36 protein-coding genes and 1 pseudogene are annotated in these 24445 nt (G+C 62.0%); 30 read left to right on the forward strand and 7 right to left on the reverse strand.

What is annotated here, in order from left to right:
* Window positions 1-27: 27 nt before the first annotated feature.
* Genes dxr through ACP5E6_RS01525 form a run of 7 tightly spaced genes read right to left on the reverse strand, consistent with a single transcriptional unit; the run spans window position 28 to window position 5504 of the window.
* Window positions 28-1203, reverse strand: coding sequence for a 1-deoxy-D-xylulose-5-phosphate reductoisomerase (gene dxr, locus ACP5E6_RS01495; RefSeq protein ID WP_427950715.1), 1176 nt, complete (start codon window positions 1201-1203; stop codon window positions 28-30).
* Entirely contained in the window at window positions 1194-1886 is a 693-nt protein-coding gene (locus tag ACP5E6_RS01500; protein ID WP_427950717.1) for a phosphatidate cytidylyltransferase, read from the reverse strand. The genes dxr and ACP5E6_RS01500 overlap by 10 nt, the downstream gene beginning before the upstream one ends.
* The gene (locus tag ACP5E6_RS01505) at window positions 1883-2620 is read right to left on the reverse strand and encodes an isoprenyl transferase (RefSeq protein WP_427950720.1); all 738 of its coding nucleotides are present in this window, start codon (window positions 2618-2620) and stop codon (window positions 1883-1885) included. Before ACP5E6_RS01505 ends, ACP5E6_RS01500 begins: the two co-directional genes overlap by 4 nt.
* A gap of 8 nt (window positions 2621-2628) precedes the next feature.
* Window positions 2629-3195: a ribosome recycling factor gene (gene frr / locus ACP5E6_RS01510; RefSeq protein ID WP_427950722.1), complete on the reverse strand. Its 567-nt coding sequence runs from the start codon at window positions 3193-3195 to the stop codon at window positions 2629-2631.
* A gap of 9 nt (window positions 3196-3204) precedes the next feature.
* Window positions 3205-3945, reverse strand: coding sequence for a UMP kinase (pyrH, locus tag ACP5E6_RS01515; protein ID WP_427950725.1), 741 nt, complete (start codon window positions 3943-3945; stop codon window positions 3205-3207).
* Window positions 3946-3954: 9 nt separating this feature from the next.
* Complete coding sequence (locus ACP5E6_RS01520) at window positions 3955-4851, reverse strand: D-amino-acid transaminase (protein ID WP_427950728.1); 897 nt, start codon at window positions 4849-4851, stop codon at window positions 3955-3957.
* Complete coding sequence (locus ACP5E6_RS01525) at window positions 4848-5504, reverse strand: hypothetical protein (protein WP_427950731.1); 657 nt, start codon at window positions 5502-5504, stop codon at window positions 4848-4850. Before ACP5E6_RS01525 ends, ACP5E6_RS01520 begins: the two co-directional genes overlap by 4 nt.
* A gap of 39 nt (window positions 5505-5543) precedes the next feature.
* On the opposite strand from ACP5E6_RS01525, the gene ykgO reads away from it, so the two are divergent.
* From ykgO to ACP5E6_RS01675, 30 genes and pseudogenes are all read left to right on the forward strand, one after another.
* Entirely contained in the window at window positions 5544-5669 is a 126-nt protein-coding gene (ykgO, locus tag ACP5E6_RS01530) for a type B 50S ribosomal protein L36 (protein ID WP_076454557.1), read from the forward strand.
* Between the two features lie 292 nt (window positions 5670-5961).
* Window positions 5962-7425: an FAD-linked oxidase C-terminal domain-containing protein gene (locus tag ACP5E6_RS01535; protein ID WP_427950735.1), complete on the forward strand. Its 1464-nt coding sequence runs from the start codon at window positions 5962-5964 to the stop codon at window positions 7423-7425.
* Window positions 7422-8624 carry an FAD-binding protein gene (locus tag ACP5E6_RS01540; RefSeq protein WP_427950738.1) on the forward strand — a complete coding sequence of 401 codons (1203 nt, stop codon included), beginning with the start codon at window positions 7422-7424 and terminating at the stop codon, window positions 8622-8624. The genes ACP5E6_RS01535 and ACP5E6_RS01540 overlap by 4 nt, the downstream gene beginning before the upstream one ends.
* Window positions 8625-8636: 12 nt before the next feature.
* Complete coding sequence (gene glcF, locus ACP5E6_RS01545) at window positions 8637-9947, forward strand: glycolate oxidase subunit GlcF (protein WP_427950740.1); 1311 nt, start codon at window positions 8637-8639, stop codon at window positions 9945-9947.
* A 146-nt stretch (window positions 9948-10093) separates the two neighbouring features.
* Window positions 10094-11956, forward strand: coding sequence for a hypothetical protein (locus ACP5E6_RS01550; RefSeq protein ID WP_427950743.1), 1863 nt, complete (start codon window positions 10094-10096; stop codon window positions 11954-11956).
* 298 nt (window positions 11957-12254) lie between these two features.
* Window positions 12255-12626: a 30S ribosomal protein S12 gene (rpsL, locus tag ACP5E6_RS01555; protein ID WP_029312048.1), complete on the forward strand. Its 372-nt coding sequence runs from the start codon at window positions 12255-12257 to the stop codon at window positions 12624-12626.
* Window positions 12627-12638: 12 nt separating this feature from the next.
* Entirely contained in the window at window positions 12639-13115 is a 477-nt protein-coding gene (rpsG, locus tag ACP5E6_RS01560) for a 30S ribosomal protein S7 (RefSeq protein WP_427950747.1), read from the forward strand.
* Between the two features lie 64 nt (window positions 13116-13179).
* The gene (gene tuf / locus ACP5E6_RS01565; RefSeq protein ID WP_427950750.1) at window positions 13180-14367 is read left to right on the forward strand and encodes an elongation factor Tu; all 1188 of its coding nucleotides are present in this window, start codon (window positions 13180-13182) and stop codon (window positions 14365-14367) included.
* Between the two features lie 103 nt (window positions 14368-14470).
* Complete coding sequence (gene rpsJ / locus ACP5E6_RS01570; protein WP_029312051.1) at window positions 14471-14779, forward strand: 30S ribosomal protein S10; 309 nt, start codon at window positions 14471-14473, stop codon at window positions 14777-14779.
* A 17-nt stretch (window positions 14780-14796) separates the two neighbouring features.
* Entirely contained in the window at window positions 14797-15471 is a 675-nt protein-coding gene (rplC, locus tag ACP5E6_RS01575) for a 50S ribosomal protein L3 (RefSeq protein ID WP_427950754.1), read from the forward strand.
* Between the two features lie 4 nt (window positions 15472-15475).
* Window positions 15476-16135 carry a 50S ribosomal protein L4 gene (rplD, locus tag ACP5E6_RS01580; protein WP_427950757.1) on the forward strand — a complete coding sequence of 220 codons (660 nt, stop codon included), beginning with the start codon at window positions 15476-15478 and terminating at the stop codon, window positions 16133-16135.
* Window positions 16136-16188: 53 nt separating this feature from the next.
* Entirely contained in the window at window positions 16189-16485 is a 297-nt protein-coding gene (locus tag ACP5E6_RS01585) for a 50S ribosomal protein L23 (RefSeq protein WP_286702512.1), read from the forward strand.
* Between the two features lie 10 nt (window positions 16486-16495).
* A complete protein-coding gene (gene rplB / locus ACP5E6_RS01590; RefSeq protein WP_029312055.1) occupies window positions 16496-17329 on the forward strand; it encodes a 50S ribosomal protein L2 in 834 nt (277 codons plus the stop codon).
* A 3-nt stretch (window positions 17330-17332) separates the two neighbouring features.
* On the forward strand, window positions 17333-17611 hold the full coding sequence (gene rpsS / locus ACP5E6_RS01595) for a 30S ribosomal protein S19 (protein WP_029312056.1): 279 nt from the start codon (window positions 17333-17335) through the stop codon (window positions 17609-17611).
* Between the two features lies 1 nt (window position 17612).
* The gene (gene rplV / locus ACP5E6_RS01600) at window positions 17613-18092 is read left to right on the forward strand and encodes a 50S ribosomal protein L22 (protein WP_427950761.1); all 480 of its coding nucleotides are present in this window, start codon (window positions 17613-17615) and stop codon (window positions 18090-18092) included.
* On the forward strand, window positions 18092-18769 hold the full coding sequence (rpsC, locus tag ACP5E6_RS01605; RefSeq protein WP_265636197.1) for a 30S ribosomal protein S3: 678 nt from the start codon (window positions 18092-18094) through the stop codon (window positions 18767-18769). The genes rplV and rpsC overlap by 1 nt, the downstream gene beginning before the upstream one ends.
* Before the next feature lie 15 nt (window positions 18770-18784).
* A complete protein-coding gene (gene rplP, locus ACP5E6_RS01610; protein WP_427950765.1) occupies window positions 18785-19201 on the forward strand; it encodes a 50S ribosomal protein L16 in 417 nt (138 codons plus the stop codon).
* 1 nt (window position 19202) lies between these two features.
* Complete coding sequence (rpmC, locus tag ACP5E6_RS01615) at window positions 19203-19424, forward strand: 50S ribosomal protein L29 (RefSeq protein WP_427950769.1); 222 nt, start codon at window positions 19203-19205, stop codon at window positions 19422-19424.
* 13 nt (window positions 19425-19437) lie between these two features.
* The gene (gene rpsQ / locus ACP5E6_RS01620) at window positions 19438-19713 is read left to right on the forward strand and encodes a 30S ribosomal protein S17 (RefSeq protein WP_427950772.1); all 276 of its coding nucleotides are present in this window, start codon (window positions 19438-19440) and stop codon (window positions 19711-19713) included.
* A gap of 1 nt (window position 19714) precedes the next feature.
* Window positions 19715-20083, forward strand: coding sequence for a 50S ribosomal protein L14 (gene rplN, locus ACP5E6_RS01625; protein WP_029312062.1), 369 nt, complete (start codon window positions 19715-19717; stop codon window positions 20081-20083).
* Window position 20084: 1 nt separating this feature from the next.
* Window positions 20085-20405 (forward strand): 50S ribosomal protein L24, encoded by a 321-nt coding sequence (gene rplX, locus ACP5E6_RS01630; protein WP_427950775.1) that lies wholly within the window; start codon window positions 20085-20087, stop codon window positions 20403-20405.
* Between the two features lie 10 nt (window positions 20406-20415).
* A complete protein-coding gene (gene rplE / locus ACP5E6_RS01635) occupies window positions 20416-20970 on the forward strand; it encodes a 50S ribosomal protein L5 (RefSeq protein ID WP_427950777.1) in 555 nt (184 codons plus the stop codon).
* A gap of 117 nt (window positions 20971-21087) precedes the next feature.
* Complete coding sequence (gene rpsN / locus ACP5E6_RS01640; protein ID WP_029312065.1) at window positions 21088-21393, forward strand: 30S ribosomal protein S14; 306 nt, start codon at window positions 21088-21090, stop codon at window positions 21391-21393.
* 12 nt (window positions 21394-21405) lie between these two features.
* A complete protein-coding gene (gene rpsH / locus ACP5E6_RS01645) occupies window positions 21406-21804 on the forward strand; it encodes a 30S ribosomal protein S8 (protein ID WP_029312066.1) in 399 nt (132 codons plus the stop codon).
* 12 nt (window positions 21805-21816) lie between these two features.
* Window positions 21817-22350, forward strand: coding sequence for a 50S ribosomal protein L6 (gene rplF, locus ACP5E6_RS01650; protein ID WP_427950782.1), 534 nt, complete (start codon window positions 21817-21819; stop codon window positions 22348-22350).
* Complete coding sequence (rplR, locus tag ACP5E6_RS01655) at window positions 22350-22712, forward strand: 50S ribosomal protein L18 (protein WP_029312068.1); 363 nt, start codon at window positions 22350-22352, stop codon at window positions 22710-22712. Before rplF ends, rplR begins: the two co-directional genes overlap by 1 nt.
* A 12-nt stretch (window positions 22713-22724) precedes the next feature.
* On the forward strand, window positions 22725-23297 hold the full coding sequence (gene rpsE, locus ACP5E6_RS01660; protein ID WP_427950786.1) for a 30S ribosomal protein S5: 573 nt from the start codon (window positions 22725-22727) through the stop codon (window positions 23295-23297).
* Complete coding sequence (rpmD, locus tag ACP5E6_RS01665) at window positions 23290-23493, forward strand: 50S ribosomal protein L30 (RefSeq protein ID WP_427950789.1); 204 nt, start codon at window positions 23290-23292, stop codon at window positions 23491-23493. The genes rpsE and rpmD overlap by 8 nt, the downstream gene beginning before the upstream one ends.
* Window positions 23483-23968: a 50S ribosomal protein L15 gene (rplO, locus tag ACP5E6_RS01670; protein WP_427950792.1), complete on the forward strand. Its 486-nt coding sequence runs from the start codon at window positions 23483-23485 to the stop codon at window positions 23966-23968. The genes rpmD and rplO overlap by 11 nt, the downstream gene beginning before the upstream one ends.
* A 164-nt stretch (window positions 23969-24132) precedes the next feature.
* Window positions 24133-24445: pseudogene (locus ACP5E6_RS01675) on the forward strand (preprotein translocase subunit SecY); the annotation flags it as partial.

The following is a 24445-nucleotide window of genomic DNA, read 5'->3' on the forward strand; positions in this document are numbered from 1 at the left end:
ATGGATCGCGTGGGCGAAATAGGAAGTTCAGGCCGCGCGGGAGGCTGATTTGGCACGGATGTAAGACTCGGTGAGCGCGCGGGTTTCAAAATCAAGCGCGAGGACAGACGCGAGGTCGGGGATGGGCGGCGCTCCGAAGCGTTGCATCGTAGCTTCCACTAGCGCTGCTATGTCGAGAAATCCGATACGCTTGGCAAGGAAAGCGGCGACCGCGACCTCGTTGGCGGCGTTGAGCACAGTAGCGGCGCCGTGGCCGGCGACCAAGGCCTCGCGTGCGAGGCGTAGCGCGGGGAAGCGGACGGGATCGGGCGGGAAGAACTCGAGCCTTGCGGCGCCCGCGAGGTCGAGACGGGGTGAGGTGGTGGCGATACGGTGGGGCCAGGCGAGAGTGTGGGCGATGGGGATGCGCATGTCGGGCGCGCCCATTTGGGCGAGGACTGAGCCATCACGGTAGCAGACCATACCGTGGATGATCGACTGCGGATGGACCAGGATTTCGATCTCATCTGGGGTGAGGGTGAAGAGACGGGCGGCCTCGATCACTTCGAGGCCCTTGTTGAAAAGGGTCGCGGAGTCGATGGAAATTTTGGCACCCATCGACCAGACCGGATGCTTCAACGCGCGTTCGGGTGAGATGTCGTGCATATCGGCGAGGCTGAAGTCGCGGAATGGGCCACCCGAGGCGGTGAGGATGATTTTTTCGAGCGCGGCGCGGTTGCCGTCGGCAAGGGCCTGGAAGATAGCATTATGCTCGGAATCGACCGGCAGGAGAGTGGCTCCGGCGCTGGCGATGGCGCGGAGGAACACCTCGCCGGCGGAGACCAAGGCCTCTTTATTGGCGAGAGCAATGGCGTGGCCGTTGGCGGTGGCGGCGAGGGTGGGTTCGAGCCCGGCGGTGCCGGTGATAGCCGCCATGGTCCAGTCAGTCGGGATGCCGGCAGCGGCGATTACTGCGGCGCGACCGACCTCGATGCGGATGCCGGTGCTGGCAAGCGCGTTGCGCAATTCACCGTAGGCCGCTTCATCGGCGATGACCACCACATCCGGGCGGAGGGACTTCGCCTGTTCGGCGAGCAGGGTCGCGTTGCTGCCGGCGATCAGAGCGTTGACGTGGTAGGCATCGGGGGTGGCTAGAAGCAAGTCTACGGTCTGGGTACCGACGCTGCCGGTCGAGCCGAGGATGGTGATGGTTTTCACCGCCATAGCGGAAGCCCTCCTTGGGCGAGCCAGGCGAGAAGGGCGGCGAGCGGGGCGGCAGCGAGAATGCCGTCCAGTCGGTCGAACAGCCCGCCGTGACCGGGGATTGTGTTGCCGGAATCCTTGACGCCAAGCCGTCGTTTTAGTCCGCTTTCGGCAAGGTCGCCCACCTGGGAGATCAGGGAGAGTGCCGCGGCAGGCAGCAGACCGAGTGGGCCGCCGGCGAAGATCGCCCCGGCGAGACTGCCGATGATCAGGCCGCCGAGGGCACCGCTAACGGTTTTGCCGGGGGAGATGGCTGGAGCAAGCTTGCGGCCGCCGAGTAGGCGACCGACGAGATAGGCGCCGATGTCGGTCAGCCAGACCACGAGAAGGAGGAAGAGGACATCGTCAAGCCCGGTGACCGGCCGGTTGCGGAGCCAGAGCAGGGCGAGGGCGGGCAAGCCAGCGTAGGCCGCGCCGACGAGCAGGAAGCGAGTGCGGGTGCGCTGCGCCACGTGATGGCTCAGGGTGCGCCATTCGTGAAGCAGACCTAGAAAGACGACAGCGATCAGCCCATCCCAGACCCAGCCGCCGGCGATCAGGCTCAACAGGGTGACCGGGATCAGGACGGTGGCGGAGGCGGCGCGGATGCCGAGGTCCTGAAATTTCGACCGGTTGGTTGGTGCGGTTGCCAGATGAACGCTCATTGCGCCGGGACGGGGCTGGGGCGCGCGCCGAACCGGCGATCGCGCCGGGCGTATTCCGCGATGGCGTCGGCGAGGTTGGAGGCACCAAAATCGGGCCAGAGAGTATCGTCGAATATGAGCTCGGCATAGGCGGCCTGCCAGAGCAGGAAATTCGATAGGCGCTGCTCGCCGCTGGTGCGGATCACCAGATCGGGGTCGGGCATGGCGGCGGTGGCAAGATGGGCGGTGAAACCGGCCTCGTCGATCGCGTCGGGGTTGAGCGTTCCGGACTTGGTTTCGCGAGCGATGCGCTGGGCGGCGGCGACGATTTCAGCGCGGGCGCCATACGATAGGGCAATGACCAAGTGGAGTCGGTCGTTGGTGCGGGTGCGGGCTTCGGCGGTAGCGAGTTCGGCTTCGAGTGCGGGGCCGAACCGGTCGCGTTCGCCGATGACGTGAAGGCGCACGCCGGCTTCGGCGAGTTCGTTGAGTTCAGAGCGGAGGTAATGTCGAAGCAGGAAGGTCAGATCAGTGACTTCATCGGCCGGACGGCGCCAATTTTCCGAGGAGAAGGCGAATAGGGTGAGCCAGCGGATGTTGTGCTCGATCGCCGCTTCGATGGTACGGCGGACGGCGCGCACACCCTCGCGGTGGCCGGCGGCGCGGGGAAGGTTGCGGCGTGCCGCCCATCGGCCATTGCCGTCCATGATAATGGCAATGTGGCGCGGGATCAGCGGTGGAGGCTGGCTTGACATGTCCGGGATCAGACCTGACGGATATCCTTATCTTTTTCAACCAACAATTCGTCGATTTTCCTAATCATCGCATCCGTCAGTTTTTGCACGGCATCCGACCAGTCGCGCATCTGATCTTCGCCGATCTCGTGCTTCTTTTCGAGCGCCTTGATGGTTTCCATGCCGTCGCGCCGCACGCCGCGTACCGCGATGCGGGCACCCTCGGCGTATTTGCCGGCAGCTTTGGCAAGCTCACTGCGGCGTTCCTCGGTCAGGATCGGCAGCGGCACACGGATCATCTGGCCGTCGGGCTGGGGGTTGAGGCCGAGGCCACAGTCACGGATCGCAGTGACGGTTGCGTTGACCATTGAGCGATCCCAGACCTGAACAGTGAGCATGCGCGATTCAGGCACGGCGATGGTCGCAACCTGGTTAAGCGGCATCATGGTGCCGTAGGCTTCCACCTTGACCGGTTCGAGCAGGGCGGGATTGGCGCGACCGGTACGTAGGCCGGAGAATTCGCGTTTCAGCGTGTCCATCGCGCCATCCATCCGGCGGGATAGGTCGGCGGAGAGACTTTCGAGATCGGTCGGCATGGCGAGATCCTAATGCTGTTCGACGATGCGGGTGAACTTGCCCTCGCCGCGCATGACGGCGGCGAAGGCGCCCGGAGCGCGAATGTTGAAGACGATGATCGGCAGATCGTTTTCGCGGGCGATGCTGATGGCGGCGGCATCCATCACCGAGAGGTCCCGGGACAGGATATCGAGATAGGAGAGTTCGTGATAACGCTCGGCATTCGCAACTTTGCGTGGATCGGCGGAATAGACGCCGTCGACTTGGGTGCCCTTCAGAAGCGCGTCGCATTTCATTTCTGTGGCGCGGAGCGCGGCGGCCGTGTCGGTGGTGAAAAACGGGTTGCCGGTGCCGGCGGCGAATATCACAACGCGCCCCTTTTCCATGTGGCGCTCGGCACGGCGACGGATGTAGGGTTCGCAGACCGCAGCCATCGGGATAGCGGATTGCACGCGCGTTGGTACGCCGCATTTTTCGAGGGCGGATTGCATGGCGAGCGCGTTCATCACGGTGGCGAGCATGCCGATGTAATCTGCTTGTGCGCGGTCCATGCCGCCAGCAGCGCCGGAAATACCGCGGAAGATATTGCCACCGCCAATCACCAGGCAAACCTCGGTGCGGGTGGCGACGACATCAGCCACGTCCTGTGCGATAGCTGCGACTGTTTCGGTGTCGAGCCCGTAGTCACGCCGACCCATCAGGGCCTCGCCTGAGATTTTCAGCAATACGCGGTGGTAGAGCGGCCTGGCTTGGGCGTCATGATGGATCATGGGGGGGTTTCATCCGATTCCGGTGGCGGATGCAAGGCGGGGAGCGGCGTTATGGGCCACCCCATCGGCATGACGGGTGAAAAGGGTGAATAGTCGGGTGGTGATCGGACCGGGCAAACCATTGGCGATCGGGACGCCGTCGACCGCGACGATCGGTTTGACGAATGACGTGGCGCTGGTGAGGAACACCTCGCGGGCATCGCGGAATTCGGCCTCGGTCAGGCCGCGTTCCTCGAAAGGGATGGCAGAGTCACGCAGCAGAGCGGTCAGCGCGGCGCGGGTACATCCGGGAAGGATGTAATCGTCAAGGTGGCGGGTGCGGAGGATGCCGTTCGCATCAACCGCCCAGACAGTGGTGGAGGCCCCCTCGGTGATGTGACCTGACCGATCGATCAGGATGGCTTCATAGGCGCCGGCCTCGCGTGCCCTTTGCTTGGCGAGGCAGTTGGGTAGGAGATTGATGGTCTTGATGTCGCAGCGGCCCCAGCGGATGTCCGGCACGGTGATGGCGATGCCGGCCCATGATGCGATGTCGCGCGGGAAGGGATGCCCGTGGCGCGCGGTGACGACCAGCGACGGTGGGACGGATTTCGGAAAGGCATGGTCGCGCCGTGCGACGCCGCGTGTAATCTGCATGTAGACGATTCCCTCATGCACCCGATTGCGCCGCACAACCTCGCGCAGAACGACAAGGAGGGATGCGTCGTCCATGGGCGCGGGGATGGCGATCTCGCGCAGCGATCGGGCTAGGCGGGCGAGATGCAGATCGGTGTCGACGAAGCGACCGTCGTGAATATGGATAACTTCGTAGATGCCGTCAGCGAACTGGTACCCGCGATCTTCGATGTTAACGCAGGCATCGCGTTGGGGTCGGTAACGCCCATTTACATAGGCAAAGCGGCTCATGGTTCCTTAACCATCATGATCGGTCCGGTCGGCTGACTATCGCGAATACCCAGGAGGGCGACACCGAACATGGCAGCTAGGACACCGATCACGATGACCATAAGACGGATCCGATAGGAGATCAGATCGCTGGCCCGCAATGTCGCATGGTTCAACACGACGGCCGCGCGCGCCATGCCCGCCCGGTCCGGCGTGAGAGTGGCAAGGGTCTTTTGGCCGTTGATGCCGAGTAGCGGTTTTGCTTGGGCAAGGGCCATCTTCATCGCCCCGGTATCGCCGGTCGCCGCGGCCTGCGCGAGTTCAGCCTCAACAATCACACCCCGCATGCCAGGGATCGGTGACGCATAGGTCGCAAACACGCCGATCAACGTGATCATGAGAAAAGCCGTCAACATCATGCCGATCCGCTGACCCGAAATTCGCTCACGCGCCACCATACCACCTATCTCTTTGCTGCCACCTGATCCATGCGACCCGAGGCGCATTACGTCAATCCGGCGGAAGCGAGAACAAGTGATGCCAGAGGTACTGCCCGGGAAGCCGTTAAAGGCTCTGCTTATGATTGGCGTCAAGTCTTGGGTAAGGCGACAAAGTGCCTCAGGCTTGCGTTCTCGCATCCTGTGCGGGTTGACAGAACAACGTCGGGTTTCCATAAGCCTCGCAACTCGAACGTAAAGACTGAGATAGAGATCATGAAAATTCGAAATTCACTTCGTTCCGCCAAGGCTCGCGACAAGAATTGTCGTGTGGTGCGCCGTCATGGTCGCGTTTATGTGATCAACAAGAAGAATCCGCGGATGAAAGCTCGTCAGGGCTGAGGTGGTTGGCCGGTCTAACGGCTTTCTGTTAGATAGAGCGGGGGCTTTCTTCAAAATGGAAGCCCGAGATGTTTCTTTAATCTGATCCGCCGCCAGCCTCATAGCCGCAGAGACGGGTAAAATGTTTTTTGCTTCTTTCTTCACGAAAGAAGCACTTGCTTCGCCTTAAACACCCCACCCCAACTCTTAACTCACGCGCTCGACCCACCCGTACCCGATATTTTCCGCAGCGGCGCTTTGCTATGTCGTGTGCTGGTGGTAGAAATTCCTTTGTGTCCAAGGGAACTGAGCCATGATCGAGTTGCCGAAGCCGAAAACCGACGTGTTGGCGCGACGCGATGCCGTGCATGCAGGATTGTGTGCGATCATGCAGGGTCGTGGCGTGATCACGGACCCGACCAAGCTGAAACCGTATGAGACCGATGGGTTGTCGGCGTATCGGCAGATGCCTCTGGCGGTAGTCTTGCCGGAAAGCACCGAGCAGGTGGCTGCGGTGTTGCGGTTCTGCCATGAAAATGGGGTGCGGGTGGTACCGCGTGGGGCCGGGACGTCGCTGGCGGGTGGGGCTTTGCCGCTCGAAGATGCCGTGGTGATCGGCATGATGCGGATGAACCAAATCGTCGAGGTGAATTATCGCGATCGGTATGCGGTGGTGCAGGCCGGCGTAACCAATTTGGGGATTACCAAGGCCGTGGAAGCGGACGGGTTTTTCTATGCGCCTGATCCGTCCAGCCAGTTGGCGTGCATGATCGGCGGCAATATCGGGATGAATTCCGGCGGGGCGCATTGCCTGAAATATGGTGTGACCGCGAACAACGTGCTCGGCATCAGACTGGTGACGATCGAGGGCGAGATTTTGGAGCTGGGTGGCACCCATCTCGACACGGCCGGGTATGATTGGCTTGGCATCGTGGTCGGCAGCGAGGGTCAGTTGGGCATTGCGACCGAGATCACGGTGCGGATTCTGCGCGCGCCGGAGGGCACGCGGGCGATGCTGGCGGCGTTCGATAGCAATGAGGTTGCGGGTGCGTGCGTTGATGCGATCATTGCTTCTGGGATTATCCCGGTAGCGTTGGAGTTCATGGACCGGCCGGCGATCCATGCGTGTGAGGCGTTTGCGCATGCGGGCTATCCGCTCGATGCCGAGGCGATGCTGATCATCGAGGTTGAGGGGTCGATGGCCGAGCAGGATTGGCTGCTGGGGCAGATCAAGGAGATCTGCGCGCGGTTCAACCCGATCAGCTTGAAGGTCTCGCAATCTGCTGAAGAATCAGCGGCGATCTGGAAAGGGCGCAAGGGGGCGTTCGGCGCGGTGGGGCGTATTTCGCCAGATTATCTCTGCATGGATGGCACGATTCCAACCAGCACGCTGCCGCTGGTGTTGCGGCGGATCAGTGAGATGAGCGTACAATACGGGTTGCAGGTGGCGAATATTTTCCATGCCGGGGACGGTAATCTGCATCCGTTGATCATGTTCGATGCCAATGATCCGACCAGCATGCACAAGGCTGAGGCGTTCGGCGCGGATGTGCTGCGCTTGTGCGTCGAGGTGGGCGGATGCCTGACTGGTGAGCACGGCGTGGGGGTGGAGAAGCGAGATCTGATGAATGTGCAGTTCACCGAGATCGAGTTAGAAGCGCAGCGGCGGGTGAAATCGGCGTTCGACCCAGAGTGGCTGCTCAACACTGCTAAAGTGTTTCCGTTGCAGGCGGGCATCAATTCGGCCGGGTCGGAAGTATTGCCGCGGGCGGCATGATCGCGCTTAGCGCAGGCGGCATAATCGCGCCGGAGGAAGAAGCCGGGTTTGTCGCCGCGATCAGCGCCGCGGCGGCGGATCGCGCACCGCTGGCGATCGAAGGGTTGGGCAGCAAGGCCGGGTTTCTGCGCGAGATTCAGACGACGGCGACGCTGAGCACCCGCAATTTTACCGGCATACCGCTGTATGCGCCGCAGGAATTGATCATTTCGGTGCGGAGTGGCACGACCTTGGCGGCGGTGGAGGCGAAGCTGGCCGAAGGCGGGCAGCATCTGATCGCGGAGCCGCCACATTATGCGTTTCTCGAGGCACGGGCACAGACGATCGGCGGGGTGGTTGCGGCCAATCTGTCCGGGCCGCGCCGGGTGGCCTGGGGGGCCATGCGCGATCATGTGATGGGGATGCGGGCGGTGACCGGGAGGGGTGAACTGATCCGCTCCGGCGGGCGGGTGCTCAAGAACGTCACCGGGCTCGATTTATGCAAATTGTTCGCCGGGTCTTACGGCACGCTCGGGGTAATGACTGAGGTGACGCTGAAAGTGCTGCCTAAACCTCAAGCGACCGGGACGGTGGTGTTGCACGGATTGCCGTCGCACGAGGCGGTTCGGGCACTGGCTGTGGCGCTGGGTTCACCGTTTTCGGTGTCGGGGGCTGCATTTCTGCCGCAGGAAGCCGCGATGGCGGTGGGGCATGAGCGTGCGATCACGATTGCGCGGATCGAGGATTTTGCGGATTCGGTGACTTATCGGACGGCGCAATTAGCGGCATTGTGGGCAAAGTTTGGGGTCGTCGAAACGCTGGAGACCGCGGCGAGCGTCACATTGTGGCGGGCGGTGCGCGATGCCGAGCCGCTGCCAATCCAGCCGGGCGATGCCGTATGGCGGGTTTCGGTGCGGCCCTCATTAGGGGCAATGGTGCTCGATGCCGGGCACGCCGCCGGGCTATTCGGCTATCTCGACTGGGGTGGTGGGCTGGTGTTCCTGACTGGACCGGCGACGCATGAAGCGCACCAGGCGGTAGTGGATGCGGCGCGGCGAGCCAAGGGGGATTGGTGGCTGTTGCGCGCACCGGCTGCGCTACGCCAATCGACCGATGCGGTGCCGCACGAAGCGCCCGCGCTGGCGGCGATCCGTCAGCGGGTGGTTGCCGCGTTCGATCCATCCGGCATCCTCAATCCTGGGCGACTGTTCGCGACCTGAAACCGGAAACTGATGCAAACCAATTTCAATGCTGAGCAACTAGCCGACCCGAATATCGCCGTGGCCGACACGATATTGCGCTCCTGCGTGCATTGCGGGTTTTGTACGGCGACCTGCCCGACCTTCGTAACGGTGGGGGACGAGGACGACAGTCCGCGCGGCCGGATCTACCTAATCAAGGATATGCTGGAGACCGGCGCCGCCGCCAGCGCGTCAGTCGCGTTTCATCTGGATCGCTGCCTGTCGTGCCTGGCGTGCATGACCACGTGCCCCTCTGGCGTCGATTACATGCATCTGATCGATTATGCGCGGGTACGGGTCGAGGAAAGCTATGAGCGACCAGCGCATGACCGCGCATTGCGCGCCTTGCTGGCGGCGGTGCTGCCGTATCCGGCGCGAATGCGAGCGGCATTGCGTGGGGCGAAACTTGGGCGGTTCGTGCGTGGCATAATTGGCGGAGATGGCTTGCTAGGGCAGAGGCTTCGCGCGATGCTCGACCTCGCTCCTAGCGCGGTGGCGGGGCCGAGTTCGACTGAACGGCCTGGCGTGTTTCCCGCAGAGGGGACCCGGCGGGCGCGTGTGGCGCTGCTTGCCGGATGCGCACAGCAGGTAATCGACCCCGGAATTCACGACGCGACGATCCGGTTATTGACGCGCATGGGCGTCGAGGTGGTGGTGGCGGAGGGGGCCGGGTGCTGCGGCGCGCTGACGCATCATTTGGGCAAGCATGAGGCCGCGCTCGATTTCGCGCGAGCGAACGTGGCGGCTTGGAGCCGTGAAATCGGTGCGGGTGGGTTAGACGCAGTGGTAACCGATACCTCCGGCTGCGGTACTGTGGTGAAGGATTACGGGTTTCTGTTGCGCGACACGCCTGAGGCAGCGAATGCGGCGCGAATTGCCGGGATCGCGTTGGATATCTCTGAACTGCTGATGCGCCTTGATTATCGGTCGACTCGGGCGCCGGTGCCGGAGATCGTGATCGCATATCACGCGGCTTGTTCGCTGCAGCACGGTCAGCGGGTGACGGACGCGCCCAAGGCGCTGCTGCGGCGAGCGGGATTTACCGTGGTCGAGCCGCGGGATGCGCATTTATGTTGCGGATCCGCCGGGACGTATAATCTGTTGCAACCGGAATTGGCAGGGCAGTTGCGACTGCGGAAGCTGGAGACGATTGCGCCGCTTCACGCTGATGCGATCGCCAGCGGCAACGTCGGGTGTCTGACGCAGCTAGCGGGGACAACGATTCCCACGATCCACACGGTCGAGTTGCTGGATTGGATGGCTGGCGGACCACGGCCGACGAAACTGCCCGACCGTGGCTAAAGCGATGACAACGCGACCGGAAGGACATGTAATGACGCGAGGGGAGTGGCTCCGCTCATCGTGATAAGTTCTGGGCGGGTTTGGCATAGTGGCATGGCCTGTGGCGATAAAGGAATTTGTTAAGCTCTCGCTGATACTATCGGCTCATGGATCAGAGGGTTGGGATCAGGGATAGTGGCGTAATCAAGCCGGATGTCCGACAGTCGCTGCTGTTCTACGGTCTGATCGCGATGGCCGGTATGGCGATTGAAATCACGTGTAGCTTGAACGGGATCGGGCGAGTTGTGCGGGGCGGGCTGATTGATCCGGACAGTTTTATGCGCCTGGTGCGGATCGGGCAGGGGCTGCGGCTCGGCCACCTGGTGAACGTGGTGCAGCGTGATGACTCCGGTGCGCCAATGGTGATCGAGTGGTCTCGTCTGTTCGATTGGCTGATCGTCGCTCTTGCGACCCCGTTGGCACCTTGGCTGGGATGGCATCGGGCGCTGTTTGTGGCGGGTGTCGCCACCGGACCACTGTCGGCGGGAGGGCTCGCTGCAGGCCTTGCCTTTGCGGCGTCGGCAGTGGGGGGGCGGAATTGGGCGTGGACCGTTCCGGCGATCGGGCTGCTGCAGCCGGGGATCATGGGCTTCGCTGGTTTCGGTATTATCCATTATCACATCGCCCAGATTGCGCTGGTTGCGTTCTGTGTCGGCTTCGCGCTTCGCGCGGCGGGTGTTGAACCGCCTAGGAAGGCTGGGTGCGATAGGATGGGCTGGGCGTGCGGAGCAAGCGGTGGGCTGGCGCTGTGGCTCATGCCGGAGACGATGCCGTTCGTGTTACTAAGCTTTGTTGGGCTGGGATATGTCTGGCTGTTCAGGCCGATCGGCCGGATGATGCTCCGACTGGGTGGCGGTTTCGTGGTGACGTTGACGCTGGCGCTGCTGATCGATCCGCCCCATGGCGGGATCGGGGTTGCCGAGGTCGACCGGTTGTCGATTGTGTATGTCTGGCTTGGTGTGGTGGTGTCGGTTGTAGGACTGGGCCTCGCGTGCCTGGATCGGGTGTGCCGCGTGGCAGGCTTGCGGATCGGGCTAGGTATCGGCGGAGCAGTTGCCGCATTCGGGCTTTGGCTCGGACGATTTCCGGACGTTGCCCTGGGACCTTATGGCGTTATTCCGGCGCGGGATATGCGGGTTTTTTTTGGGCATATGTCGGAAACCCAGCCCGTGCATGGGTTCGCTCAGGCGGCGCTGCTGTTGGGACCAGGCGGACTGGCGCTGTTGTATGGAATGCATCGGGCGTGGCGGGCACGGGCAGCGCCGATCGGGTGCGGTGGGTGGATGCTATTTTCCGCCGGCGTCGCGCTGAGCCTGGGGCTGACGGCACGATTCGTGATTTTTCAGCAATACCCAGCGGCTGCGGTGGCCGGGTTGCTCCCGGTGGTGCTCGATGATGCCTCGGCATACTGGCTGGCACAACCGAGGCGGGCGATGCTGGCCCGGATTGGGGTGATCGCCCTCCTTCTTGTTGGCCCCTATGGTCCTGGTGTCGCGATGGCTACGGCGGCACCTCAAGCGTCACCAGCGCGGTGCCGGTTGCGGCATATCGCGTCGTTACTGCACGTGGCTGCCGGTGCGGTGGTATTGACACCGATACAGGATGTGCCGGAATTACTGTATCGCACCCAAATTATCGCGGTCGGATCGCTTTATCAGCACGGTATTAGAGGGTATCTCAGGGCACGGCGCGCCTGGCGGTCGCCTGTCGGAGTGGTTGAGCCGACTGCCGTGGCCGCGACTTTGGCGGCGTTCGTTCTGGTGTGTGAGCGGCGGGAGCGCCGGATCGCGGGAAATCGGCCAAGAGGCAATGGTGTTGGGGAGAGGCAGTTGGGGGCGGCGCGTACCGATCGCACCACGTTAGCAGGCGCACTACAGGCGGGACTGGTGCCGCCGTGGCTGCGGTTGGTTGGGCAGGATGGTGCGAACGGCTTCCGACTATATCGGATCATCGTATCCGGGCGACGGTGATGAGGCGCAGGCGAGTCGGATCGGTTGGGGGTGAGTTTTTCACCTGATCGGCTTGACTCGGTTGTGCCTGGCACTTAAGGGAGGGTTTGTAGCGAGATGAGGGAAATACCTTCATCACGCCTTTCGTTATTCTCAGGCTTGCAGCGCCGTCATCTTTCAAAGGGTTGACTTAGGTTGCGAGTATGGGTTGCCGCAGGTGGAGTTTCTCTGCCCTGCGGTGTTTGTATGAGCGGGTGGCAGATGAGGCCTTCCCGGTGTGTTGAGCGAGACGGTTTTAGGCCAGAAGGACGACGAGTGCATGCCGACTATCAATCAGTTGATCGCCAAGGGGCGTGAAGTTCGGGCCAAGCGCAACAAGGTGCCGGCGCTGCAGAACTGCCCGCAGAAGCGTGGTGTTTGCACACGTGTTTATACAACGACCCCGAAGAAGCCGAACTCGGCATTGCGCAAGGTTGCCAAGGTGCGCTTGACCAATGGCTATGAGGTGGTGAGCTACATTCCGGGTGAGGGGCATAATCTGCAGGAGCATTCGGTCGTACTCATCCGCGGTGGTCGCGTGAAAGATTTACCGGGTGTGCGTTACCATATCTTGCGCGGCGTGCTCGACACGCAGGGCATTGCCAAGCGTCGTCAGCGTCGTTCGCTGTATGGCGCGAAGCGGCCGAAGTAAGGAGATCAGACCGTGAGCAGACGTCATTCCGCAGCGAAGCGTGAAGTTTTGCCTGACCCGAAGTTCGGCGACGTGGTGATTAATCGTTTTATGAACGTACTCATGTACGATGGCAAAAAGTCGGCGGCCGAGAGTATTGTTTATGGTGCGCTGGACAGTCTCAAGAAGCGGGGTGGGCAGAATGCTGATCCCGTTCGGCTGTTCCACGAAGCGCTTGACAATGTGAAGCCGGCGATTGAGGTACGTTCTCGCCGGGTAGGCGGTGCGACGTATCAGGTGCCAGTCGAAGTGCGGACCGAACGGCGCCAGGCTCTGGCGATTCGCTGGATCATCGAGAGTGCGCGCAAGCGGGGCGAGCATACGATGGAAGACAGGTTGTCGAACGAATTGCTGGATGCGGTGAACAACCGTGGTGCGGCAGTGAAGAAGCGTGAAGACACGCATCGCATGGCCGAAGCCAACAAGGCGTTCAGCCATTATCGCTGGTAGACGGAAACTGATCTGACGCCGGTTCTGATTGCGGCGCTGACCCAAATACGAGACGGAGATACCTATGGCCAAGGCTAAATTCGAGCGGAACAAGCCGCATTGCAACATCGGCACGATCGGCCACGTCGATCATGGCAAGACGTCGCTGACCGCGGCCATCACCAAGGTGCTGGCGAAGTCGGGTGGTGCGACGTATCGCGCCTATGACAGCATCGATGCGGCGCCGGAAGAGCGCGCCCGTGGCATCACGATCGCGACCGCGCATGTCGAGTACGAAACAGCAAACCGGCATTATGCCCATGTCGATTGCCCCGGCCATGCCGACTATGTGAAGAACATGATCACCGGTGCGGCGCAGATGGACGGTGCCATTCTGGTGGTTTCAGCCGCAGATGGTCCGATGCCGCAGACCCGCGAGCACATTCTGCTCGCCCGTCAGGTCGGTGTGCCGGCGCTGGTGGTGTTTCTGAACAAGATGGACATGGCCGATCCCGACCTGGTCGAACTGGTCGAGATGGAAGTGCGCGATCTGCTCAACAAGTATGAGTATCCCGGCGATGATATCCCCATCATCAAGGGTTCGGCGCTGTGCGCGCTGGAAGACAAGCAGCCGGAGATCGGCGAGCAGGCCGTGATCGAGCTGATGGCGGCGGTCGATGCGTATATTCCGCAGCCGGAGCGTCCGATCGACAAGCCGTTCCTGATGCCGGTCGAAGACGTGTTCTCGATTTCGGGTCGTGGCACCGTGGTGACCGGCCGCGTCGAGCGCGGCATCGTCAAGGTGGGTGACGAAGTCGAGATCGTGGGTTTGAAGGCCACGGTGAAGACGATCGTCACCGGCGTCGAGATGTTCCGCAAGCTGCTCGATCAGGGCCAGGCGGGTGATAACATCGGCGCGCTCCTGCGCGGCACAAAGCGTGAAGATGTCGAGCGTGGCCAGGTTCTGGCCGCACCGGGTTCGATCACGCCGCACACCAATTTCTCGGGTTCGGTGTATATTCTGAACAAGGAAGAGGGTGGCCGTCATACGCCGTTCTTCACCAATTATCGCCCGCAGTTTTACTTCCGCACCACCGATGTGACCGGTGTGGTGACTTTGCCGGATGGTGTCGAGATGGTGATGCCGGGTGACAACGTGACCGTCGATGTCGAATTGATCGCGCCGATCGCGATGGATGAGGGCTTGCGCTTCGCCATTCGTGAAGGCGGCCGGACCGTTGGTTCGGGCGTGGTTGCGAAAGTCACGAAGTAGGCTTCGGTTTGAGATGACCCCGCCTTCCGGCTTCGGCCGGTGGGCGGGGTGGTTTTTTGGTTATGCTACCCCCCGCTCTTTGTAACGACTATAGGTTTTGACGATGGACAATCAGAATATCCGTATTCGCCTCAAGGCGTATGATCACCGGGTGCTCGACAACAGCACCAAGGAGATCGTGAACACCGCACGGCGGACGGGCGCGCAGGTTCGGGGGCCGATTCCTCTGCCGACGCATATCGAGCGTTTCACCGTCAACCGTTCGCCGCATGTCGATAAGAAGAGCCGTGAACAATTCGAAATCCGCACTCATCTGCGGCTGCTCGACATTGTCGATCCGACCCCGCAGACGGTTGACGCGCTGATGAAGCTCGACCTTGCGGCCGGCGTCGATGTCGAAATCAAGATCTGATATCTGGAAGTAGTGTGATGCGCACCGGTATTATTGCAAAGAAGCTGGGGATGACCCGGTTGTTCAGGGATGACGGCACCCATGTGCCGGTCACCGTGCTGCACATGGACGATGTGCGGGTGGTGGTCGGTAAGACCGTGGAATCCGATGGTTATGCGGCGGTTCAGCTTGGGATCGGCCATGCCAAGACCAAGAACGTGTCCAAGCCGATGAAGGGGCATTATGCCCGCGCGAAGGTCGAACCGGCGATGCGCCTGGTCGAGTTTCGTGTGGCTGACGATGCGGTGCTGGAGGCCGGGGCGGTGCTCTCGCCCACGCATTTCACCGCGGGGCAGAAGGTCGATGTCGCGGGCATCAGCAAGGGCAAGGGCTTCGCCGGCGGCATGAAGCGGTGGAACTTCGCCGGGCTTGAAGCCTCGCATGGCGTTTCGATCAGCCATCGTTCGCTGGGTTCGACCGGCAACCGTCAGGACCCGGGCAAGACCTTCAAGAACAAGAAGATGGCGGGTCATCTGGGTGACAAGCGGATCACCACGATGAACCTCGAGATCGCGGCGGTCGATGAGGCGCGCGGGCTGATCATGATCAAGGGCGGCATTCCGGGTGCGAAGAACGGCTATGTGTTCGTGCGTGACGCGGTGAAGAAAGCCCGTCCGGCCGATGCGGCCTATCCTGCCGCGTTGAAAGGCTGAGACGATGGAATACGATATTTATAATCTGCAAGCCGAGACCGCCGGCAAGATCGAACTGCCGGAAGAGTATTTCGGCATGGCGCCGCGGCCGGACATCATGGCGCGTGTGGTGCATTGGCAGTTGGCGAAGCGTCGCGCCGGCACGCACAAGACCAAGGGCATGGGCGAGGTGCAGGGCACCACGAAGAAGCCGTTCCGCCAGAAGGGTACCGGCAATGCGCGCCAGGGTTCGTTGCGCGCGCCGCAGTTCCGCACCGGTGGTGTGGTGCATGGTCCGGTGGTGCGGGATCATGGGTATTCGCTGAACAAGAAGGTGCGGCGGCTCGGGTTGATTTTCGCGCTGTCGCAGAAGGCGCTCGAGGGTAAGCTGGTTGTGCTGGATACGGTTGCGGGTGTCGCCAAGACGTCGGAACTGAGCCTCAAGATCAAGAAGCTCGGCTGGGGCCGGACTTTGGTGGTCGATGCGGTGGTCGATGACGGGTTTGCCCGGGCGAGCCGCAATCTGATCGGGATCGATGTGCTGCCGGTGGTGGGGGCGAATGTGTATGACATTCTGCACCACGACATTCTGGCGATCACGACGGCCGGTCTCGAAGGTTTGAAGCTGCGCCTGGCGGGGAAGGTTCCGCACGGCGAAGCGGCGCATGAGGAGATCGCGGCATGAGCACCAGTGTGAGCAAGGCCGACAGCAAGGCGCCGGCGGTGAAGAAGCCCGTGTTGTCGCGCGAGGCGATGTTCGATGTGATCCGTGGGCCGTTGATCACCGAGAAGGCGACCGCGCTGTCGGAGCGCAATCAGGTCGGGTTCAAGGTGGCGATCGATGCGACCAAGCCGATGATCAAGGCCTCGGTCGAGGGGTTGTTCGGCGTGAAGGTGACCGGCGTGAACACGCTGATCCAGAAGGGCAAGGCGAAGCGCTTCAAGGGTCGGCCGGGCAAGCGGTCTGATCTGAAAAAAGCGTTCGTGACGCTGGCCGAGGGCCAGTCGATCGATTTCACGACGCGTCTGGCTTGAGGCGAAATCGATGGCATTGAAACATTTCAAACCGGTCACGGCCAGCCTGCGCGGCACGGTTCTGATCGATCGCTCGGAATTGTGGAAGGGCAAGCCGGTCAAGGGTTTGACCGAGGGCAAGCATTCCACCGGCGGGCGCAACAATCATGGCCGGACCACCAGCTACTTCCGGGGCGGCGGACATAAGCGGACCTATCGGCTGGTCGATTTCAAGCGGCGCAAGTTCGATGTGGCGGCGATTGTCGAGCGGTTGGAATATGACCCGAACCGGTCGGCGTTTCTCGCGCTGGTGAAATATGCCGACGGGGAGTTGTCGTATATTCTGGCGCCGCAGCGGTTGAAGGTCGGTGATCAGGTGGTTTCGGGCCTGAAGGTCGACATCAAGCCGGGCAATGCGATGCCGCTGTCGGCGATTCCGGTCGGCACGATCATTTGCAATATCGAGATCAAGGCGGGTGCCGGCGGCAAGATGGCGCGGTCGGCGGGCACGTTCGCTCAGCTGGTCGGCAAGGATCAGGGCTATGCCCAGGTCAAGCTGATGTCGGGCGAGTTGCGGTTGATCCGGGGCGAGTGCATGGCGACGATCGGGGCGGTGTCAAACCCGGATCATTCGAACCAGGAACTCGGCAAGGCCGGGCGCAATCGCTGGCTGGGTCGTCGTCCGCATAACCGTGGCGTGTCGATGAACCCGGTGGATCACCCGTTGGGTGGTGGTGAAGGCCGGACTTCGGGCGGTCGTCATCCGGTGACGCCGTGGGGCAAGCCGACCAAGGGCTACAAGACACGTTCGAACAAGCGGACGGATGATCTGATCATCCGGCGCCGTAAGGTCGGGAAGGGCTGATCGATGACACGCTCCGTATGGAAAGGCCCGTTCGTTGACGGGTATATGCTGGCCAAGGCCGAGACCTCGCGCGCTTCGGGCCGCAACGAGATCATCAAGATCTGGTCGCGCCGCTCGACCATTCTGCCGCAGTTCGTGGGATTGACGTTCGGCGTTTACAATGGCCGGAAGTTTCTGCCGGTTCAGGTCAACGAGAACATGGTCGGCCACAAGTTCGGCGAATTCTCGCCGACCCGCAGTTTCACCGGCCATTCGGCCGACAAGAAGGCGAAACGAGGCTGATATGAGCAAGCCCAATCATCCCCGCATGCTGGCGGAAACCGAAGCCGAGGCGGTGTTGCGCAACATTCGCGTCAGCCCGCGCAAATTGAATATTGTTGCGACCTCGATTCGCAACCTGCCGGCCGGGCGCGCGATCGCCGAACTCACGTTCAGCAAGAAGCGGATCGCCCAGGACGTGAAGAAGCTGTTGCAGTCGGCGGTGGCGAATGCCGAGAACAACCATCAGCTCGATGTCGATCGTCTGGTCGTCACCACGGCGGAGGTCGGCCGCGGCATCGTGATGCGGCGGTTTCAGGCGCGGGGTCGCGGCAAGGCGGCGCGGGTCGAGAAATGGTTCAGCCATCTGCGCATCGTGGTCGCGGAGCGGGATATCGTTACCAAGGCTGAAAAGCGTGCGAGCAGCGCGCGGGGCGTGAGTGCGGCGGGTCGGAATCGGCCGGTCGATGCAGCGGGTCCGATCATTGAAGGGGCGCAGGCGTAATGGGTCACAAGGTCAATCCGATCGGGCTGCGGCTCGGCATCAACCGCACCTGGGACAGCCGGTGGTTTGCGGGTACCGATTATGCCAAGCTGCTGCATGACGATTTGAAGCTGCGCGAGCATCTGATGACGCGGCTTGCCGGGGCCGGCATTTCCAAAGTGCTGATCGAGCGCCCGGCGAAGAAGCCGCGGGTGACGATTTATGCGGCGCGGCCTGGCGTGGTGATCGGCAAGAAGGGCCAGGATATCGACGTTCTGAAGAAGGAATTGTCGGTGATGGCGAAGGCCGAGGTCTCGCTGAACATCGTTGAGATCCGCAAGCCGGAAATCGATGCTGTGCTGGTCGCACAGAACATTGCTCAGCAGCTCGAGCGCCGCGTGGCGTTCCGCCGGGCGATGAAGCGGGCGGTGCAGTCCGCGATGCGGCTGGGCGCGCAGGGGATTCGGATCAATTGCGGTGGTCGCCTCGGTGGGGCGGAGATTGCGCGCATGGAGTGGTATCGGGAAGGCCGGGTGCCGTTGCACACGTTGCGCGCCGATATCGATTTCGGCACCGCGACGGCCAAGACGACTTATGGCACGTGCGGCGTGAAGGTGTGGATCTTCAAGGGCGAGATCATGGGTCATGATCCGCTTGCGCAGGACCGCCGGGCCGCCGAACAAGCGCCGCAGCGTTAAGCGAGGATTGAGACTATGCTACAACCAAAGCGAACCAAGTTCCGCAAGGCGCACAAGGGCCGTATCCACGGCCTGGCCAAGGGGAACACCCAGTTGAATTTCGGCACGTTCGGGCTGAAGGCGATGGAGCCGGAGCGGATTACCGCGCGGCAGATCGAGTCGGCGCGTCGTGCGATCACGCGGCAGATGAAGCGTGCGGGCCGCGTGTGGATCCGGATTTTTCCGGATCTGCCGGTTTCGACCAAGCCGGCCGAAGTGCGCATGGGCTCGGGCAAGGGTAGCCCGGAATTCTGGGTGGCGCGGGTGCATCCCGGCCGGATCATGTTCGAGATCGACGGCGTTGCCGAAGGGATCGCCCGCGAGGCGCTGACCCTGGGGGCGGCGAAACTGCCGATCAAGACGAAAATTGTCACCCGCATCGGGGAGGCTTGAGATGGCGAAGGACGGGGTCAACAAGGCGGCCGACATTCGGTTGAAGTCGCCGGACGAGACCAATGATCTGTTGCTGGATTTGAAGCGCGAGCAGTTGAATCTGCGGTTCCAGCGGGCGACCGGCCAGCAGGAGAATACCAGCCAGATGCGCAAGACACGGCGCGATGTGGCGCGGGTGAAGACGATTATGGCCGAGCGCGTCCGCGCTGCGGCCAAGGTTTGAGGGGTTACGAGTTATGCCAAAGCGCGTCCTGACCGGGCGGGTCGTGAGCGACAAGATGGACAAGACCGTTACGGTCTTGGTCGAGCGTCGCATCATGCATCCGCTGTACAAGAAATTCATTCGCCGTTCGAAGAAGTATGCGGCGCATGACGAGGCAAACATCTGTGCCACCGGTGATCTGGTGCGCATCGAGGAATGCCCGCCGATCAGCAAGCGCAAGGCGTGGCTGGTGACCGCACGCAACGGCGAACAGCTGAACGCGGCACCGACCGAAGCACAGGTGGCCTGATATGATTATCGTTGAATCCAATCTCGATGTGGCCGACAATTCCGGTGCGCGGCGGGTGCAGTGCATCAAGGTGCTCGGCGGCTCGAAGCGCCGGATCGCCTCGGTCGGTGACGTGATCGTGGTGTCGATCAAGGATGCGATCCCGCGCGGCAAGGTCAAGAAGGGCGATGTGCATCAGGCCGTGGTGGTGCGCACCGCCTATCCGGTGCGGCGCGCCGATGGCAGCGTGATCCGGTTCGACCGCAATGCGGCCGTGCTGATCAACAAGCAGATGGAGCCGATCGGCACCCGTATTTTCGGGCCGGTGACGCGTGAGTTGCGGGCGCGCAAGTTCATGAAGATCATTTCTCTGGCCCCGGAGGTGCTGTAATATGGCCGCACGTATCCGCAAGGGCGACCAGGTGATCGTGATCGCCGGCGCCAGCAAGGGCCGCCAGGGTGAAGTGCTGCGCGTGTTGCCCACCGTGAACAAGGCGGTGGTGCAGGGCGTTGCGGTGGCCAAGAAGCACACCAAGGCGCGTGGCATGGGTGAGCCGGGCGGCATCATCAGCAAGGAAATGCCGATCCATTTGTCGAATATCGCATTGATCGATCCCGAGACGAAGAAGGCCACGCGTATCGGCTTTCGCACGCTCGAGGATGGTCGCAAGGTCCGGGTCGCGCGCAAGAGCGATTCCGTGATCGACGGTTGAGGGTAGTATCATGAGCGAGGCCAGTGCCAAGACGAGGCTGCACCAGCATTACCACGATGTGGTGCGCGCGGCGTTGCAGAAGGAATTCGGCTACACCAACGTGATGCAGGTGCCGAAATTGGAAAAGATCGTCATCAACATGGGTGTTGGCGAGGCGGCGGCCGATCAGAAGAAGCTCGACCAGGCGGTGGCCGAGTTGACGCTGATCGCCGGGCAGAAGCCGGTCAAGACCGTGGCGAAAAAGGCGATCGCCGGGTTCAAGATCCGTAAGGGTCTGCCGATCGGGTGCAAGGTGACGCTGCGCCGGGCGCGGATGTATGAGTTTCTCGACCGTCTGGTCACGATTGCTCTGCCGCGCGTGCGCGATTTCCGCGGCATTTCCGGTAAGGGTTTCGATGGCCGTGGCAATTTCGCCATGGGCATGAAGGAACAGATCGTGTTTCCGGAAATCGAGTATGACAAGGTCGATACCGTTCGCGGTATGGATATCGTGTTCGTCACCACGGCCAAGAACGATGCCGAGGCGAAGGCACTGCTCAAGGGGTTCAGCATTCCCTTCGTGTGAGAGGGTCGGCCGGGTACTTATCCCGGCGGGTCGTTTTGCTTGGGTGTGATGGGCGCGTACACAGTTTTTAGGGAAAACCGTCGGCGGGTGCTGACAGGTTCCGGAGGATAGAAGACGATGGCGAAGACCTCTCAGGTCAATCGGAATAAGCGGCGGGAAAAGATGGCGGCGCGCGACAAGGGCAAGCGCGCGGTCCTGAAAGCGATCGTGATGGATCGCACCCTGCCGGTCGAGGACCGTTTCGACGCGACTATGAAGCTGGCTCAACTGCCGCGCAATGGTGCGGCCGTGCGGGTGCGGCTGCGGTGCGAGCTGACCGGCCGTTCGCGCGGCAATTATCGTAAATTCAAGCTTTGCCGCATCGCGTTGCGCGACTTGGCCAGTGCCGGGCAGATCCCCGGCATGGTCAAGGCGAGCTGGTAAGGAGGGCAAGCCATGTCGATGTCTGATCCGTTGGGTGACATGCTCACCCGTATCCGTAATGCGCAGCGCGCGCGCCACACCATGTGTGTCGCTCCGGCCTCGCATCTGCGGGCCAATGTGCTCGAAGTGTTGAAGCGCGAGGGGTTCATTCGCGGGTTCTCGAAAGAGGATCTGCGCCCCGGTGTCGCGCAATTGCGCATCGAGCTGAAGTATAACGAGGGCGAGCCGGTGATCAAGGAGATTACGCGGATCTCCCGCCCGGGACGCCGGGTGTATTCGAAGATCAAGGAATTGCCGCGGGTTTATGCCGGGTTGGGGATCTCCATCCTGTCGACGCCGCGCGGCGTGATGAGCGATGTCGAAGCGCGCACTGCCAATGTTGGTGGTGAAGTGCTCTGCCGCGTATTCTGAGGAGGCAGCATCATGTCACGTGTAGGTAAATATCCGGTTCCGCTGCCGCAGGGCGTTTCGATCACCGTGGTCGATGGCATTCTGACCGCGAAGGGCAAGCTCGGCGAGTTGACCATGCCGGTGTCCGAACGGGTCGAGGCGAAGATCGAGGATGGTCGGCTGGCGGTGATTCCGCGCAACAAGGAAGCCGCATCACGCATGATGTGGGGCACCACGCGCGCGAATGTGGCCAATATGGTCGAGGGTGTCTCGAAGGGCTATGCGAAGGTTCTGGAAATCACCGGGACGGGTTTCCGCGCTTCGGTGCAGGGCTCGAACCTGGTGATGAACCTGGGGTTTTCGCATGATGTGGTGTTTCCGGTTCCGCCGGGCATCAAGATTTCCTGCGAGAAGCCGACCTTGATCAAGGTCGAGGGGATCGACAAGCGGCTGGTGGGTCAGGTTTGTGCCGAGATCCGCGCCTTCCGTCCGCCGGAGCCCTATAAGGGCAAGGGCGTGAAGTTCGAGGGCGAGGCGATCCGGCGTAAGGAAGGCAAGAAGAAGTAATGACCGCGACATATGACAATGAAGTGCGGCGCCGTCAGCGCCTGCGCTACCAGCTGAAGCAGAAATCGGGTGGGCGGCTGCGGCTTTCCGTGTTTCGATCGGGCAAGCACATCTATGCCCAGGTGATCGATGATGCTGCCGGGCGCACGCTCGCGGCCGCATCGTCGCTCGATGCCGGGTTGAAGGCCGATCTGAAGACCGGTGCGGACCGGGCGGCTGCGGCGGCGGTGGGTAAATTGGTTGCCGAGCGCGCCAAGGAAGCCGGGATCACCAAGGTCGCGTTCGACCGGGGTGCGTATAAATATCATGGCCGGGTGAAAGCCTTGGCCGATGCCGCTCGCGAGAGCGGTTTGGACTTCTGAGGAGCATAGCGCATGGCACGTGAAGCACGGGACGGCGGTCGTGGCCGCGAGCGCGAGCGGGATCGCGATGGTGACGAGCTGATCGACAAGCTGGTCACGATCAACCGCGTCGCGAAGGTGGTCAAGGGCGGGCGTCGGTTCGCGTTTGCTGCCCTGGTGGTGGTTGGTGACCAGAAGGGTCGCGTCGGGTTCGGCGCCGGCAAGGCGAAGGAAGTACCCGAGGCGATCCGCAAGGCGACCGAACGGGCCAAGCGCGGCATGATCCGGGTGCCGATGAAGGAAGGTCGTACCCTGCATCATGATATCGAGGGCCATTACGGCGCCGGTCATGTGGTGTTGCGTTCGGCGCCGGCGGGTACCGGGATCATCGCCGGTGGGCCGATGCGCGCGGTGTTCGAGACCTTGGGCATCGGCGATGTGGTGGCCAAATCGCTCGGCAGCCGCAATCCGCATAACATGGTGAAGGCGACGGTGGCCGCTCTGGCCAATTGCGCGAGCCCGCGCACGGTGGCGGCGCGTCGTGGCAAGAAGGTCGCCGATCTGTTCGGCACCAAGCGTGAGAAGGAGGTCGTGGCCGATGTCTGACCCGATCAAGCGCGTGCGGATTACCCAGACCGGGTCTTCGATCGGGCGCAAGCCGGGTCAGAAGGAGACGCTGGTCGGGCTGGGTCTGCGTCATATGCATTCTTCGCGTGAACTTGCGACCACGCCCGAAAATATGGGCCGGATCAAGAAGGTCGCGCATCTGTTGAAGGTCGAGGAATTGGGTCATGAATCTTAACGAACTCCGCGACAACAAGGGTTCGCGGCTGAAATCCAAGCGGCTCGGCCGCGGCATCGGCTCCGGCAAGGGCAAGACCTCCGGCAAGGGCGTCAAGGGTCAGAAGGCGCGTGAGGGCGTTTCGCTGAACGGGTTCGAGGGTGGTCAGCTCCCGATCTATCGTCGTATGCCCAAGCGCGGCTTCACCAATGTGAACCGCAAGGATTACGCGCCGCTGAACGTGGGTACGCTGGCGATGTTGATCGACTCCGGCAAGCTCGACGCTTCGGCGCCGATCACCGAGGCCAATCTGCGCGCGGCGGGGGTTTATGCCGGTTCGAAGCTGGCGGGCGTGCGGCTGCTGGGACGCGGCGAGATTTCGACCAAGGTCGAGATCGAAGTGTCCGGTGCCTCCGCCACCGCCATCGCCGCGATCGAGGGCGCCGGCGGCACGGTGAAAACGCTGGTGGCCAAAGCCGAAGCGGCAGCAGCCTAAAACCACCAAAAGTTTTTTGGTTCTTTTTTCCAAAAAAGAACTGCTTTCTTTGTGGGAAGCAGCAAAAAACTTTCGGCGTTCCGGCCTTTGCCGAAGCGAGCGCAACGCATATAACCAACGGCGTCTCATCCGCATGAGGCGCCGTTGCTATTTGGGGATCATTCATGGCTTCCGCTGCTGAACAGCTTGCATCGAGTTTAAATCTCGAAACCCTCTCGAAGGCGACCGATCTGAAGAAACGGATCTGGTTCACGCTGGGGGCGCTGATCGTGTTCCGGTTGGGGACGTATATTCCGATCCCCGGCGTCGATCCGACAGTGATGGAGCATATGCTGTCGCAAAATGGCGGCGGTGTGCTGGGCATGTTCAACATGTTCACCGGCGGCGCGCTGGGTCGGATGACGGTGTTCGCCCTGAACATTATGCCGTATATTTCGGCCTCGATCATCATGCAGCTGTTGCAGGCGGCGGTGCCGA

Origin of the sequence: Acidiphilium sp. (assembly GCF_049977125.1) — a bacterium.
Classification (GTDB): domain Bacteria; phylum Pseudomonadota; class Alphaproteobacteria; order Acetobacterales; family Acetobacteraceae; genus Acidiphilium.